At 63.7% G+C, this 14,382-nt stretch carries 16 protein-coding genes; 9 read left to right on the top strand and 7 right to left on the bottom strand.

Annotated features, from left to right (window positions below):
* Positions 1-8: 8 nt before the first annotated feature.
* The 4 genes from DFR69_RS18670 to DFR69_RS18655 form a co-directional block, all read right to left on the bottom strand.
* Positions 9-563 carry a class IV adenylate cyclase gene (locus DFR69_RS18670; protein ID WP_110038862.1) on the bottom strand — a complete coding sequence of 185 codons (555 nt, stop codon included), beginning with the start codon at positions 561-563 and terminating at the stop codon, positions 9-11.
* The gene (locus DFR69_RS18665; RefSeq protein ID WP_110038861.1) at positions 560-1,234 is read right to left on the bottom strand and encodes a class I SAM-dependent methyltransferase; all 675 of its coding nucleotides are present in this window, start codon (positions 1,232-1,234) and stop codon (positions 560-562) included. Before DFR69_RS18665 ends, DFR69_RS18670 begins: the two co-directional genes overlap by 4 nt.
* Entirely contained in the window at positions 1,221-1,790 is a 570-nt protein-coding gene (locus tag DFR69_RS18660) for a P-loop nucleotide/nucleoside kinase family protein (RefSeq protein WP_208644009.1), read from the bottom strand. The genes DFR69_RS18665 and DFR69_RS18660 overlap by 14 nt, the downstream gene beginning before the upstream one ends.
* A 400-nt stretch (positions 1,791-2,190) precedes the next feature.
* Positions 2,191-3,231, bottom strand: coding sequence for a phosphotransferase enzyme family protein (locus DFR69_RS18655; protein ID WP_167456320.1), 1,041 nt, complete (start codon positions 3,229-3,231; stop codon positions 2,191-2,193).
* A 348-nt stretch (positions 3,232-3,579) separates the two neighbouring features.
* On the opposite strand from DFR69_RS18655, the gene DFR69_RS18650 reads away from it, so the two are divergent.
* On the top strand, positions 3,580-3,789 hold the full coding sequence (locus DFR69_RS18650; protein WP_110038858.1) for a hypothetical protein: 210 nt from the start codon (positions 3,580-3,582) through the stop codon (positions 3,787-3,789).
* A gap of 424 nt (positions 3,790-4,213) precedes the next feature.
* Here DFR69_RS18650 and DFR69_RS18645 read toward each other — a convergent pair whose 3' ends face one another.
* On the bottom strand, positions 4,214-4,747 hold the full coding sequence (locus tag DFR69_RS18645; protein WP_244198344.1) for a MarR family winged helix-turn-helix transcriptional regulator: 534 nt from the start codon (positions 4,745-4,747) through the stop codon (positions 4,214-4,216).
* Positions 4,744-4,893: a hypothetical protein gene (locus DFR69_RS34525; RefSeq protein ID WP_167456319.1), complete on the bottom strand. Its 150-nt coding sequence runs from the start codon at positions 4,891-4,893 to the stop codon at positions 4,744-4,746. The genes DFR69_RS18645 and DFR69_RS34525 overlap by 4 nt, the downstream gene beginning before the upstream one ends.
* Before the next feature lie 192 nt (positions 4,894-5,085).
* Here DFR69_RS34525 and DFR69_RS18640 point away from each other — a divergent pair, with 192 nt between their 5' ends.
* The 4 genes from DFR69_RS18640 to DFR69_RS18625 all read left to right on the top strand — a co-directional run bounded on the left by DFR69_RS18640 (position 5,086) and on the right by DFR69_RS18625 (position 8,629).
* Positions 5,086-5,415, top strand: a complete 330-nt coding sequence (locus tag DFR69_RS18640; RefSeq protein WP_146229324.1) for a hypothetical protein — start codon at positions 5,086-5,088, stop codon at positions 5,413-5,415.
* A 198-nt stretch (positions 5,416-5,613) separates the two neighbouring features.
* Positions 5,614-6,660 (top strand): asparaginase, encoded by a 1,047-nt coding sequence (locus DFR69_RS18635; RefSeq protein WP_110038856.1) that lies wholly within the window; start codon positions 5,614-5,616, stop codon positions 6,658-6,660.
* On the top strand, positions 6,660-7,118 hold the full coding sequence (locus DFR69_RS18630) for a PPC domain-containing DNA-binding protein (protein ID WP_110038855.1): 459 nt from the start codon (positions 6,660-6,662) through the stop codon (positions 7,116-7,118). Before DFR69_RS18635 ends, DFR69_RS18630 begins: the two co-directional genes overlap by 1 nt.
* A gap of 44 nt (positions 7,119-7,162) precedes the next feature.
* Positions 7,163-8,629 carry a helix-turn-helix domain-containing protein gene (locus DFR69_RS18625; protein ID WP_110038854.1) on the top strand — a complete coding sequence of 489 codons (1,467 nt, stop codon included), beginning with the start codon at positions 7,163-7,165 and terminating at the stop codon, positions 8,627-8,629.
* A 30-nt stretch (positions 8,630-8,659) separates the two neighbouring features.
* Here the strand turns inward: DFR69_RS18625 and metG are convergent, their stop codons facing one another.
* Positions 8,660-10,372, bottom strand: a complete 1,713-nt coding sequence (gene metG, locus DFR69_RS18620; RefSeq protein ID WP_110038853.1) for a methionine--tRNA ligase — start codon at positions 10,370-10,372, stop codon at positions 8,660-8,662.
* 265 nt (positions 10,373-10,637) lie between these two features.
* On the opposite strand from metG, the gene DFR69_RS18615 reads away from it, so the two are divergent.
* The 4 genes from DFR69_RS18615 to DFR69_RS18600 all read left to right on the top strand — a co-directional run bounded on the left by DFR69_RS18615 (position 10,638) and on the right by DFR69_RS18600 (position 14,380).
* Positions 10,638-12,098, top strand: coding sequence for a pyridoxal phosphate-dependent decarboxylase family protein (locus DFR69_RS18615; RefSeq protein ID WP_244198353.1), 1,461 nt, complete (start codon positions 10,638-10,640; stop codon positions 12,096-12,098).
* The gene (locus DFR69_RS18610; protein WP_110038851.1) at positions 12,095-12,772 is read left to right on the top strand and encodes a nucleotidyltransferase domain-containing protein; all 678 of its coding nucleotides are present in this window, start codon (positions 12,095-12,097) and stop codon (positions 12,770-12,772) included. Before DFR69_RS18615 ends, DFR69_RS18610 begins: the two co-directional genes overlap by 4 nt.
* A gap of 208 nt (positions 12,773-12,980) precedes the next feature.
* Entirely contained in the window at positions 12,981-13,985 is a 1,005-nt protein-coding gene (locus DFR69_RS18605; RefSeq protein ID WP_110038850.1) for a YdcF family protein, read from the top strand.
* A 155-nt stretch (positions 13,986-14,140) separates the two neighbouring features.
* On the top strand, positions 14,141-14,380 hold the full coding sequence (locus DFR69_RS18600; protein WP_146229323.1) for a hypothetical protein: 240 nt from the start codon (positions 14,141-14,143) through the stop codon (positions 14,378-14,380).
* The last annotated feature ends 2 nt before the right edge of the window (positions 14,381-14,382 follow it).

Here is a 14,382-nt window from a genome sequence, read left to right as displayed (position 1 = left end):
AAGGTTGACTATGTAGTGGTGTGGCTGAACAGCAAGGTCGGCTCTGAGAGGATGTCGCGGCCGAGCTCGGCCAGGTAGATCGTGTCTACGCTGCCGAACTTCGCCTGGCTGTAGTCGAGCCCGAGGTCGGCCGCGGCCCGGCGGACCGAGGATTCGTCGGGTCCCTCGATTTCTAGGAATGTGGGCAGGTCCGGCCAGGTGTCGAGGTCGAAGACGACGTCGCCGAGGCTCCATTCTTCTCGGTAGTTCTCCTGGTATCGGGTCTGTGTGAGCCCGATCGCGGTGAGGATCTCGGCCATCGCGTGCAGGTCGCCGACGGTGGTCTCGACTTCGGTGGTTCCGTCGATGGTGGTCGAATCGGTGACGCGTTTGAGCGTCAACGTCGTTCGGGTGCCTTCATCTCGGAGACGGACCCAAGCTCCTTCGGGCACCCTCTCGCCGTCGAAGATCTTGCGGGTCAACAGGGTTCGAGGCAGCTGCTGTGTCGCACCGAGCGTCTTGAGTTTCGCTCTGATCGCTTCGACGTCGATCGCCAGGAAGGTGGCTTCGTATTCGTGCTTCATCGAGCTTGCGCCCCTTCGTCGAGGTGTTCGGACTTTGCAGCGAAAAGTACACCCATGCGGTGCGTGTGGTCGTGCAGCTGTCCGACGTGCGGCCGTTCGATGAACGGATCCGTGCTCAGCGTGAGGAACACTTCCCATGCATCACTGGGGAAGTGGCGGAACAGTTTGGCCGGGGTGGTGTAGTGCTCGATGAGGTGTTGGTGGTCCTCGACCGGCATCATGAACTCTGCGCCGAGGAGCCCTCCGGGGGCGAGGAGGTCCTTCATCCGTCCAATGAACTCACTGAGTGGACGATGGTGGTTGGCGCTGTAGTGCCACGAGCAACTCGTCCACACGGCCTGAGCACGCAACTCTGACAGCTCGGCCTTGAGGAAGTCGTGCGGAGCGATCCGTACACGACTTGTCAACCCTGCGGCCGCGACACGTTCAGCCAGACTCGGCGCATAGGCGAGACCGGACCCGGGGAGGAGAACCTCGCCGCCGTAGAGCGCTTGCGGGTCGTTCTCGACGGCGATGACCGTGTAGCCGGCGGCGGCGAGGGGCAAAACGAACTTGCCGTCGCTGGCGCCGACGACGGTCACCGTCGCACCCGGGGCGCAGCGGTGGTTGAGTTCGCGCAGGAATTGCGGAAAGAACGTCAGGGTTTGTTCCCAGAGGCTAGCTGTCTGCATGGTGTGACCCACTTCGATTGAGGGACAAGATGGTTTGGACAACTTCGGCGGGGGTGCTCGCCGTGGTGTCGATGCGATGAGTGGCCCACTCGCCGATCGCGGCGCTGAGGCTTTCGGCGTGTTGTTCGGCCAGGTCGTCCCACTTGGTTACCGCCTTGTCGCGGTGCGCCAGACGGCGGAGTCGTTCGTGCGGGGCGCAGGTCAGCTGGTAGGTCACTGGTTCGGGTAGGTCAGTGGGCAGAGTGATGCCGAGCTTGGCGCCGTACGCGCGATGAGTGGTGAGGCAGCGCGCGAAATAGCTTTCGACGACGACGGGGATCCCGGCTTCGAGATAGCGCACGATCTGGTCTGTCGCGGTCAGAAGAGCGGACAGGAACAGGCACATGCGCGCGTCGGCGTTGCTCGAGTTGTCCAGCTCCCGGCGTAGTGGCTGGAAGTTCGCGGGGACTGTCGCCACCAAGACGGCCTGGCGCGCCTGCGCCAGCAGTGGGGCGACGGTTGTTTTGCCGGTGCCCGCGATCCCTTCGATGCTCTCGAATAGCACGGGCTCAGACACGGCCATACACCACGTCAGGGATTCCGAGCGCGATCTCGTCGTGGGTCGAGGGCTGGTACTCGATGCGGTCGGAGTCTTTGTCGTACCCACCGAAAGCGCGCGCTCGGGTAGTGCAGAGTGGTGCATCAGCGATAGCGGGACTTCGCCGGCTCGGCACTCCGGGCAGCGGCACACCGTGAATCAACCTTTCGCCAGGAATACAGCACCGCGATCACCCATCCGCTTGTGAAGCTGGCGGCCATCGTGCAGCAGGGCATTGGGTGTGAACTACGAGGGCGAGGTTGGGTCTCGCCCTCGCAGTAGTCCGCCCCAGGGGCGAGGGCATTGGGAGGCGTCTCGAACCACTGTCACACGGTGATCGGCGCGCAGGAAGTGGCTTGGCATGTGGCGGTGTCCGGTGTCACCTGATCCTGCCGGGATAGGGCTGCCCGGCCAGGTAGGCGTCCATGTTGGCGAGAATTCCGGCGATCCGCTCGTGTCCCCACTCCGCGACAGACGCGTTCGCCAAGGCCCCGGTGACGAAGTTGAGCACGAAGGTGTCCCGCAGGAGCAGGTAGGGCTCGAGCAGGTCGTCGAGGTCGTCGGGCAGGGGGAAGATCCCGGCATAGCCGTCGAGGAAGTCCCGAGTGAACTTCTCGTAGGCGCCGGGAGTGGTGTGGGCGATCCGGTGGATCGAGGAGAGCACGGTCGCGATGTCGAGGATCGGGCTTCCCCATCCGCAGTCGTCGAAGTCGATGACCCCGACGCCGCCGTTCGGCAACGCGATCATGTTCTCGCGGTGCAGGTCACCGTGGATCCGTGTGTGCTCTGACGGGTCGGTCGCGAGCGCCTGGGTTACCCGGTCAGCGACGGCGCGCAGGGTCTCGCGGCCGTGGTCTCCGAGGTTCACGGTGGCGTCGGGGTCGGTCAGCGCCGCGCCTTTGAGCAGGATGGTTTCGTAATCCCATGTCGGCCGGTCGAAGGCGGGGATGTCGACGGTGGCGGCGTTGCGGTGCAGATGTGCGGTGGCCGCGCCCATCTGCGCGGCGACCCCGGGCTGCTGATACGGCGGTTCGGCGGTGCCAGGTACCCAGTGCAGCAGCGCGAGGGTGGCGGGCTGGTCGTGGCCAGGAACCGTCACCGGCACGACGTGGTCGCCGCTGGACGTCGTCACCGGACCGGGGACTGCGACGCCCCCGGATGCGGCGAGGCTTTCCAGCCAGGCCATTTCGCTGCGTTGCTGGTCGGCGGGTCGACCGTCGCGGATGGACAGGCGCGCGACGTAGGAGGTCTCGCTCCCGACGGGGGTGACCCGCCAGACGGCGTTGTCCTCGTACTGTTGGAGCTCGAGCTCGGCGGTGGCCGGGATGCCGTAGTGGATCGGCAGGGCAGCGCGGGTCAGACCGTCGAGAACATGGAGCTGGTCGCTGTGGCTGAGCTCGGAGAACGTGGTTGGTGGCACGGCTTCCTCACGGGTTGGGTTTCCCGCCCGCGATGGTGTCGGTGCTCCAGCTGCTTCCACGGCCGTGAAGATTCGCCGGCGAGGATTTCATCGAGCGTGTGGCGGGCGGCGTCGAGGGTGGTGGCTCCGCCGGAGGCGGTGAGCAGGTCGTGGACCTGGGCGTCGGTGACGGCTTGTCCACGATACAGCTGGGGCAGGGGCGCTTGGACGTAGAGCCAGCAGCACGGGTACGTGTCCGGTCGCCGAGGCGAAGATGGCGGTCGAGTCCAAGGCCTGGCACTGGATGGTGCAGGTGCGGTCACCGTCGGCGAACTCGCCGAGACGGTGCCGGCCCAGCACGCATGGCTGATGTACACGTGGGGGCTCACCATCGCCCGAGCCGACGACCCGACCAGAATCGGCACCCCCTCCTCGCTGATCCACCGCACCGTGCGCGTCCTCGAAGACGGTGTCGACAAGCTCGCGGCGGGCGCGCGCCCCAAGATGGGTGTGACCCCGCAATCCTCGCCGGCGCGCTGGAGCGCGACCTCGCCGACCTGCGGGCATGCTTGGCCCTGAACACGATCTAATCGTCCCCATCCGAAGCGGCCTCGGGGAACCTTCCTGCCACTGATTGATGGCCACGCAAGCCGGCCCCGGCCGACCTTCCGGGCGGGACCGACCTTCCTCGATTACGCAGCTCCCCAACCCAATTGGGGCAGCACTCACGCTAGCGGCTGGTGAGACCAGCGTAAATGACCGTGGTCGGGGTGTCGGTGGACAGTTCCGGATCGCTATCGGTTGTGTCGGTGAGCCGTTCCATTTCGTCGACCCGTCGTTACAGCAGGCCATGCAGAACAGGCGCAGCCGTTTCGGAGTAGTCGGGTCGGGATGTTGAACCGTGCGCGGTCACCGTTCGAGGTCCGGGGTCTCGTCGACCGCGGCCGTGGTGTTCTCGTCGGGTTTGCTGACCAGGTCATCGGTGTTGTATATGTTCGCCACGCTATGCCCCGGCCCCGACATCTCCCAGGGCGTCGTGCTCGTCGTCAGCGAGGCTGCGCGCGAGTCGCTCCACGAGCATTTCGTAGTGTTCGGCTAGCCGACTAACTTGGTCGGCGTCCAGTCCGTCGAAGACCAGGCTGCGCACGGTCTGCACGTAGCTGGGTGTTGCCTCGACTACCGTGGCTAACCCGGTGTCGGTGAGGACGGCGTCCGCGCCGCGCTGACCGGTGGTGGTTTCCCTTGTCAGGAATCCGAGGTCCGCGAGTTTGGCGATCACATGTGAGAGGCGTGATGGCGATGCGTTGGTGGTATGGGCGAGATCGCCGAGTCGTTGGCGGTGTCCAACTCTCTCCGAGAGCGCGCGGAGCACGCGGAACTCGAAATGTGTCAGGCCGCATTCGCGGTGCAGTCGGTTGTCGAGCGCGAGCGGCATCTCATTCATGAGCGCGATCATGGCCTGCCACGCGCGTTCTTCGACAGGAGCGAGCCCGTCGGTCATCGGCACGTTCGCCTGATGTGCGACATGGGAGCTCATGGCACCTCGCTACCCACATCGCTGCCTGTGACGACGAGATCGGTTGCCGCTGGGGATGTCCCGGTCGAGATCCCTTGCCGCGTCAGGTCGGTGAAGAAGTCGATCTTCGATGTCGGATACCAGTTCTGCTTGCCGCGATCGTCCACGCCGACCACGCTAGCCTGCGCCAGGCGCAACCGCCGGACCAGTGAGCGGTCGTGGACCTGTGTCGGTGGCGGCTGTCCACGGTACAGCTAGGGCAGGCTTGCTTGGCCGCTCGGACGCTCGACGGCGTGCGGGTCCTCGTCGTGACGTAGAGCCAGCAGCACGGGTACACCTGCTCGTTCGCGGAGGCGAAGATGGCGCGCGAGTTCAGGGCCGGGCATTGGATGGTGCAGGTATCGAAGAACTGGTCGAAGTGCTCGGTGCCGGGCTTCGATGCTGGCCGCTCAGAGGGGGCCTCGTTGACGAGCCGTTCGTCGGCCGGTGGCCGCAAATCCTCGACGACCGCGCTGGTGCGGTCGTCGGTCGGGGGAGGCGGCTATGCCGCCGCGGGGATGCAGTTTGGTGGTGGGCTCATACAGTGGCCGCTGGAAGCGGGCGGTCTTCCTGACGCTGAACTCGCCGATTCCGACTACCGTGGCGCGGGCGGATTCGATTTCGTGTTCGTTGTGGGCAAGGCGATGTAGTCCCTCTGGGCCCATCCGGTGGCGGCCTATTGGTGCTGGTTGAAGGTTGTCTGACGCGGCGATGCGACTGGCTTGGCCTCTGCGGCAATGGCAAAGAGCGTATGCGGGGTCGTCAGGTCCGCCGCGCTGGGGCATGATCAGCCCCACAGGCGGGATCGACCTAGTTTTCGAGGTTCTTGTTCGAGAGAGGTGAGCGGTATGTCCTTCGACGATGCCCTGGATCGGGTCATAGTGTTCGGCCTCGGGGGAACCATCGCGATGTCGGATGCGGCGGCAGGCGGTGTTGTTCCCACTCTCAGTGCGGCTGCGTTGGTCGAGGCAATCCCCGGTCTGGGTGACTCGGGGATAGACGTGGAGGTAGTTCAATTCCGGCAGCTACCAGGCGCATCGCTCACCCCCGCCGATATGTTAGAGCTCTCCGACGAGATCGGGCGCCGTGCAGATGGAGCTACAGGTTTCGTCATCACTCAAGGCACTGACACCATCGAGGAGACGTCGTATCTGCTGGACCTAGTCCATAATCTAGACCACCCGGTTGTTGTGACCGGTGCCATGCGGAGCCCATCGATGGCAGGCGCCGACGGCCCAGCTAATTTGTTAGCCGCAATCAACCTCGCCGCCGATCCGGTCGCACGAGGATTGGGCTGCCTCGTGGTGATCAACGACGAGATCCACGCCGCTCGTAGGGTGCGAAAGCAGCACACTACCAGCACGTCGGCGTTTGCCTCACCTGACGGAGGTCCGATCGGGTTCGTCGTCGAAGGGCGTCCGCGACTGCTCAATCCGGTTCATCGTCTGGGCGCAATCCCGGTGAAAAGTATTGGAAGGAAGCGTATTCCGATATATACGGCCGCGCTTGGCGACGACAGCTTCGCGGTGCGGGCACTCACGTCTCAAGCCGACGGGCTGGTCGTGGCCGGCATGGGCGTCGGCCACGTGCCCTCTGACATCGTCGAGGCGTTGGCCGAGCTCGCTGCTGAGAAGCCTGTCGCGCTGGCTTCACGAACCGGATCTGGCTCTGTTCTTCGTTCGACATACGGGTTCGCGGGATCGGAGCGTGACTTGATCGCCCGTGGTCTGATCCCCGCAGGATTTCTCAATCCGCTCAAGGCCAGGATTCTGCTGCAAGTAGCGCTGAGCGGTGATTCGGACATCGACACGATTCGCCAAGCCTTCGCCGTCGCGGGAGGCGTCGGCGAAGCCGAAAAGTGGCCTTGGGCCATCACTTGCGAGAAGGAGATGTGATGCGGGCGCATGAGCTGACGGTCGGCCGGAGCTTCGGTGTGGTCTTCGATCATGGAGATGACTTCTATGCCGCGCTGGCGGAGTTCTGTCGAATCCACGATGTTCGTGGCGGATACATCCCTTCGTTCATTGCGGGCTTTGCCGAGGCAGAACTTGTCGGCACCTGCGACCGGCTGGAGGATCCACTGGCGCCGGTGTGGTCTCGCGTGCACCTTCGCAACGTCGAGGCATTCGGCGGCGGAACTTTGGCGTGGGATCCAGAGACAGGGCAGGTCAAGCCACATATACATGTCGCTGTCGGTCTCAAAGAGCAGGCTGCCGCCGGCTACACCAGCCACCTGCTGAACGCGCGAGTGCAGTTCCTGACAGAGATGCACGTGGTCGAGGTGATCGGCCCCCAGATGCATCGCGTGCCCGATCCCGAGTTGTATGACGTTCCTCTGCTGCGCTTCCGCTAGAAACCAGTAGGTGATTGTCCGACGGCGGCGGATAATCGGCTGCCGTGGGGCAGACTTCGAAGCGACTTGATCCGTCGACGTCCTCGGCTGCGCGCTTCGGGGCCGAGTTGCGCCGATTCCGCACCGAGCTGGGGCTTTCGCTAGCTGAGCTGGGTCGGTCGGTGCACGCCAGCGGCGACCTTCTCGGGAAGATCGAGAAGGCCGAACGTCGTCCGACTGTCGATCTGGTGGACAGGCTCGATGAGAGCCTCGGCGCCTGCGGCGATCTGGTTCAGCTGGCTCATCAGCTTCCCAATCCGATCAGGGAAGCGACGAAGAACGCGCTGAGCTGTGTACGATGGGCCGACCGTACTCGGCGCCAAGTCAACGAGATTCGTATCGACACCCCGGCTGGACAGTTCTTCCGGGGCACGACTATTACTGCGTTGCTCCACCAGGGCCAGGAGCGAACCGGTGGAATCGAGCTGGTGCTCACAGACGGTCACCATGACTCCGTCTGGGATCTGCGGAGCAGCAGATTGGTGCTTGGCGCCCTGGAGAGTCGTGGCCGGACTCGCTACTTTGCGGTGGCTGCTGAGCGGGTGCGACGTCTGCCCGATCGCCGGGCTGTCCTTGAACTGCCGTGGGCGTATGAACTCGACGACTTTGCATTGGGCCTGCTGTGGGCAGTGACCAACCTCGATGATGCCCTGCTCGATGACGACGCCGCGCTCGCACAACGGGCCGCAGAATTGGGCATGGTGGAAGGCGACCGTGACGTCGTCGATGGCAGTGACGACGGCCTCTCGCACGTGTCGACAATGTGGTTGGGCTCGTCGTACTGTGCTCGACATATCCTCAGAAACGCGGAATCTCTGTCCGCGACACCACGCTACTGGACAGCGGAACGTAGCGGTGAAGCCGCCAGCGGTTGGCTGCTGTTCCGACACAAGCTCGAATACCTGAGGCGGACAGCCAAGATCGCGACAGGCTCGACCCGCCCAACGCGCACGTTCTGCCTCCCCCCAGCGTCCATCGCAGCGCTCGAACCTCCCGACCGAATCCTGCTCCTTCTCGCCGTCGCGCTCGTCGAATCCTTCGGCATCCAGGTAGTGATTTCGGTCGAAGACGACCTCGCCGAGATCCCCGGGTTTGTTCTCGACCGGGACGGCACCGCCATCCTGGCCAACTGGATCAACCCCGACAGCACATGGCAGGTCGACGTGCGCCGCGATCAGCGCACGGTCCGCGAGTTCGCCACAGCCACAGAATATTCAGTTACCACCAACCTCGTCAGGGCTGAACTGGCAATGGATCGCGTGCGAACCCTGGCGGAGTACTTGGGCATCGATTGGATCTGGCTGCGCACCCGCTGCGCCGGGTTCGCGGCTGCGGGTGTAGCCGACCTGGTCAGGCCGCGAAGTCGACTCCTCTCCCTGGCCGGAGTTGAGCGAGCCTGTGCGTTCCTCGCTGCCGAGACATCAGATGCCTCGACAACCGCAGGCAGGAACGATGGTCTCCCTGCGGATTAGCGCCGGGTCGGTGGATGTGTTGCCTTGAGGTCAGTCGTTCTCCCCGAAGCGGCCCCGCCAAGTCGCGACGTCGTCCTCGGTGATCTTGGAGAAAAGCACGTTCGGCACGGTGAACGCGGTCCCGGTCGGCAGCCAGTCCAAGGACCGGACTTGCTGGGTAGTGGGCCAGGAGGCCGCGGCCAGTTTGTCCTCATGCCAGATCCCACGAAGGGTGGCGGCGGTATCAGGTATCAGGGGTTCACTGATCAGAGCGAACAAGTGGATCAGATTCGCTGCGGTGCGCAGCGTGAGCGCCGCAGCTTCCGGGTCGGTCTTGATCTGCGACCAGGGCGCTTTGTCATTGATGTACTCGTTACCGACGCTCCACATCGTCCGCAGCGTGGCGACCGCCTTGCGCAATTCGATTGCATCGAGGTGGTTCTCGTACTCTTCGAGCAAGTCCGCCATGCGAAGCCCCAGCTCGTACTCGGGCGTATCGGGTGCGTGCCCAGCGGGAATCTCGTTCCCGAAGCGTTTGGCGCTGAACGTGAGTACTCGGTTGACGAAGTTGCCGAGGACGTCAGCAAGATCCTTGTTCGTCTGTGCGGCGAAGAGTTCCCAGGTGAAGCTCACGTCGTCGGACTCAGGAGCGTTGGCAATCATGAAGTAGCGCCAGTAGTCTGCGGGGAGCAGATCGAGCGCATCGTTGGTAAATATTCCGCGGTGCTGAGATGTGGAGAACTTTCCACCGTAGTAATTCAGCCAACTGAATGACTTGATGTAGTCAACGGTCGTCCATGGCTCGCGTACACCGAACTCGGTGGCCGGAAACATGACGGTATGGAACGGAACATTGTCCTTTCCCATGAATTGGGTGTATCGGACATCGTCAGCGTCGTACCACCACGACTTCCAGTCCGGGCGCGAGGGATCGGCGTCTGACCATTCCTTGGTGGCCCCCAGGTATCCGATCGGGGCGTCGAACCAGACGTAGAACACCTTGCCATCGGCCGCGAGGTCGGGCCATGTGTCGGCAGGAACTGGTACACCCCAGTCGAGATCACGCGTAATGGCGCGATCCTGAAGGCCTTCGGACAGCCACTTGCGTGCGATCGACGTGGCGAGATGCGGCCACTCCGCGCTGACACGGTCGATCCACGCTTCGACCTCGCCCTGTAGCTTCGACTGAAGCAGGAACAGATGGGTAGTCTCGCGGACCTCGAGTTCTGTGGATCCACTGATCGCCGAGCGAGGTTCGATCAGGTCAGTGGGATCGAGCAGTCGCGTGCAGTTCTCGCACTGGTCGCCACGGGCTCTGTCATACCCGCAATGCGGGCAGGTGCCGGTAACGTAGCGGTCCGGCAGGAAGCGTCCGTCAGCGACGGAGTACACCTGGCGCACAGCGCGCGCTTCGATGAATCCGTTCTCATACAATCGACGGGCGAAATGTTGGGTGATCTCGACGTTCTGCTCGGACGAGGTGCGGCCGAAGAAGTCGAATGACAGTCCGAACCCGTCATAGATCTTCTTCTGGATATCGTGAGCTTGGGCGCAGAATTCAGCCACACTCAGGCCAGCTTCAGTGGCCGCCAATTCGGCAGGCGTGCCGTGCTCGTCGGTCGCGCAGATAAACAACACCTCCCTACCGCGCGCCCGCATATACCGGGCATAGACATCCGCCGGGAGCATAGAACCCACCAGGTTTCCGAGGTGCTTGATTCCGTTGATGTAGGGCAGGGCGCTGGTGATGAGATGCCTGGTCATCGCGGCATTCCCCTCGGCTCGATGATGGTCTGGTGGACTGCAAACTCTACAGCGCTGCCAGGACGCATCCACGCCGACACCTGCCGCCATGCGGACCGACGCCACTGTCCGCATGGCGGCAGTGCCGCTCCCGCCCGAGCCGTGGCCTACTCGACACATGACTATGACGCCTCACCTCGACACATGCCGAACACCATTGGCGGCCAATAACTTTCTGGGACCCGACGGTCTCAGCTACGACGGGGCACGCGACCTCTTGAGCAAGGTGATCGAGGTCGGACTGTCGTTCAAGTACCGGCCGCGCTTCCTGCAGCCCCGGGATAGTGCCGCGCTGAACGAGATCGCCACCGAGGCCTTGCCCACCCAAGGGGTCGATCTCGCGGAGCTGCTGACCGATCTCGAGACTCGCTACATGCCGACAATGCCCAACTTTGCGACGCCGATGTTCGCTGGCTTTCCCGATGCCGGCAACAACATCGCAGCAGTCGCCGGGGCGGTGCTCGGAGAATTGATCGACGTCAACATGATCAACGCCGACTTCTGCTCCCGCGGCGCCACGGAAATGGAGATCGCCCTGATCCGCTGGTTGCGGACCTTGGTCGGGTTCGATGTCAGTCCCTCCCCGCCAGACACCGCGCTGGACGTAGGAGGAATCCCGACGACCGGCGGCACAGGCGCCAACTTCGCTGCAGTCCTGATGGCCCGAGAACGCGCGTATCCCGGCAGCCGGGAGTTCGGACTGCCAGAGAGCGCGCGCCCGGTCATCGTCTTGCCTGAAGACATCGGGCACTACACGGTCACCGCGTCGGCGGCGTGGTCCGGGATGGGCAACCTGGCAGCGATGTTCTGTCCTACGGTGGACTTTCGGTACGACCTCGAAGCGCTTGATCGCAGCCTTGGCGCCGCTGTTCGCGATGGCAAACAGGTCGTGATGGCTGTCTGCTATGCAGGTGACAGCAGGACCATGACGATCGAACGGCTGATCGGATTTGCTGACGTCGTGCGCACCCACTACCCCGACGCATGGTTGCATTGCGACGGCTGCCACGGAACCAGCCTGCTGTTCTCAGCTCAGCTCAGCCATCGTTTGGAGGGACTGCAACGATACGACTCGGTGATGCTCGACCCACACAAGGTGCTCAGCGTCCCCTACACCAACTCGTTTCTCCTGCTGCGCAACCCCTACGACGCGGCTCTGGTTGCCACGGAATCCGAACTGATTCTTCGCCAAGCCCGGTCCTTCGGACAGGTTACTCCCAGCACCGGCAGCCGATCGTTTCAGAGCTTGCGGACTTGGATGCTTCTCAAATCGCTCGGAGTCGAGGGAGTGGGGAGAATGGTCGAGAGTCGAATCGAGGTCGCTCATCGCTTTGCCGCCCTGGTTGACCAACATCCACTGTTCGTCCGGCTCAATACGGTAAGCATCAACTCCGTCGCATTCACCGTGCTCCCCGTCGGTGCCAGCCTTCCGCTCGACGCCGATACTGCGGCGCAATCGGCGGCCATCACCACCCGGGCGTACGAGAAGATGCTCGCGGACGGGGCGATCTATTTGCACAGCTTCGCCGTTCCTGACTCTGAGCACCGCCTCGGGCTGGGACCTGGGCACCGCCATCCCGTGTTCAGATTCATGTCCGGTAACGGGCTGATCAACGAACAGCACATGACGGCGATACTCGAAACTGTGACCCAATACGTCCTCGCTGATGAGGAGCTGGCGTCATGAAAATTGTGCCCTCTGAAACTGCCCTCGACGCGATGCGTGAGGTTGCTCGCTCAGCTTTGCCGCCGTCGACGCCCAGGACGGTCGTTGTGTACGGTTCATTCGGTCGAAACCATCAGACTCCGTCTTCGGACCTTGATGTCCTCTTCGTGGGCGAGCGTAGTGCGGGCGCGCTCGAAGCCCTGACCGCAGGGCTGGTCGACTTCAGCCGCCGCAACGGTCTGGCCCTCGACGAGGAGGTTCCCTACGCCAACAAGCTGCTGGCGGATTGGGAAGAGCTCAGTACGGCGAGCACGTGTGCGATGTTCGCTGGCCCCCCAAGACTTACGCCCGTACGACGTATGGACCGTGCCTACCTGGCGTCGAGTTACATGCGCAGACGCCTATTCGTCACAGGTGTCTTGGCTCAAAGGACTCTTGCGTGGAGTGAGAACGCCCCGCTCTTGGAGGCGCTGAAGGCACGGGCGGGAGCGGGACTTGTAGGCGCGGCGATCGACGACCTGCGATCGGCCGGAGTGACCGTTGATCCCGATTCTGTCATCGCCTATATCACAGGGGAGGCTCACGGTATTCCCGCCGAAGACTGGCTCGGCTTCGAACCCGATCCGCTCACTCGTACTCATCTGCGCTGTCTCGCCGAACAGGTGTTGTCCCGGCCAAGTCAAGCAGCGAGCTGAACTTCGCGACGTAGTGACTTACCACGGCCGGATACGGTCCCGCGCTGTCGTGTTGGAGGCGTCGATAAGAGGGACGGGTTCCCTGTGCCGTGCCGATGCTCGGGTCGGGTTCGTTGCCTCCGCGGGTGCTGGTCGTTCCGCTTGGCCAGGGACTAACGACCTCGTACTGTGGTGCGCGACAGAGATTCACGATTACGGGGGATTCGGGATGATCGAGACGCGGGTGGCAGCGGCCTGGCTTGCGGAGGTATTGGCGGATCGCCGGGCGGAGAGCGATGACGAGTTGCCCGTGCCGTACAGCGTGGAAGAGTTCCGCGCGGCGGCCGAGACCTCGATCGGTGCTGCGGCCCACGATCGCGATTGGAACGTTCCGCTGCGGGTCGGCTTCGATCACGACCCGGATCCGGTCATGACGGCTGCGCTGGACCGACTCAAGGGCGCCACCAGAGACGCGAGTGGCCGTGTGATGTGCCCGCTGGAGCTGCAGAAAACATGGGTCTGGATCGAGCTGGGGCGGGTACGCGGCGCCAACCACGGCCAGCCGCGGCAGGAGGTGCCCATTCGTGCTCTGGTCGTACTGGGTGGCGGGATGCACCCAGATGGGCAGGTCCCGCCGTGGGTCGACGCCCGCGCCGACGCGGCAGCCCAGCAATGGGCCACCGGCCGCTACGCAATGCTCATCACCTCTGGACGTGGCCCGCACCCCCAGGTGCGCAGCGAGGCCGACGCCCTGGCCGAAGCGTTGATCGAACGCGGTGTCCCTGCCGAGGTGATCGCCCGTGAGACGGCCTCGACCAGTACCGCCGCGAACGCCTGGTTCGTCGCCACCTCGCACCTGGACCCGATCGCAGCCAGTGAGGTCACGGTGGTGACCAACGGTTTTCACGCTGTCCGCACCCAACTGTTGTTCGAACACATCGCAGCCCGAGGCTGCAGGGTAGCGGTACACACCGCCAGCGACGAAGCCATCCCACCGGCAGTGCTACGGCTGCTGCGAATCTGCGATGACGCCCAAACCGACTATCTCGGCACGACACTGCTGCCGCGGATCGCCCGCAACGACCGCGCTGCATGGCGGTCGTTCCTGTTCGATCCCGCGAGCCCCCTGACTCAAACATGGCGCACCTACCGAGACGGCCACGACATCTACCGCACGGCCTGGAAGGATCTGTCTGCGCGCATGGCTGCGGGGCGGGCTGCAGTCTCGAGCTGAGTGGTCCAACGAGCCAGCGTCCGCTCGGCAAACGGGTGAGGCAGGTGCGGAGCGCGCCGGTGTGAAGTCTCCGGCTGCCTGTGGCGGCTGGGACTGCTGCACGAGTAGGTGACACGTATCGTCAGTGGTGGCCCAGGATTCAGTAGCGTTGTGACATGACGAACGACATCGATCGACAGGAATTTTGGGCTTGCGACGTATGTCAAGTGGAGACCAGCATCGAGTGGGATGAAGAACTCGAGCAAGACGTCGGCCTACCGGCCTTCGCGGCACCGTGGGACGGCCGGGTGATCAATATCTGCGACCAGTGTGCGGGCGATCGGGGGCCCCACGAGCTGACTGACTTGGCCTACATCATCGCTGAAAGCAGCAGGCCTGGAACGCGAGATCGCTGAAC

The sequence above is a fragment of the Nocardia neocaledoniensis genome (assembly GCF_003182135.1).
GTDB classification, from domain to species: domain Bacteria; phylum Actinomycetota; class Actinomycetes; order Mycobacteriales; family Mycobacteriaceae; genus Nocardia; species Nocardia neocaledoniensis.
This window is presented reverse-complemented; position numbering and strand designations above follow the sequence as displayed.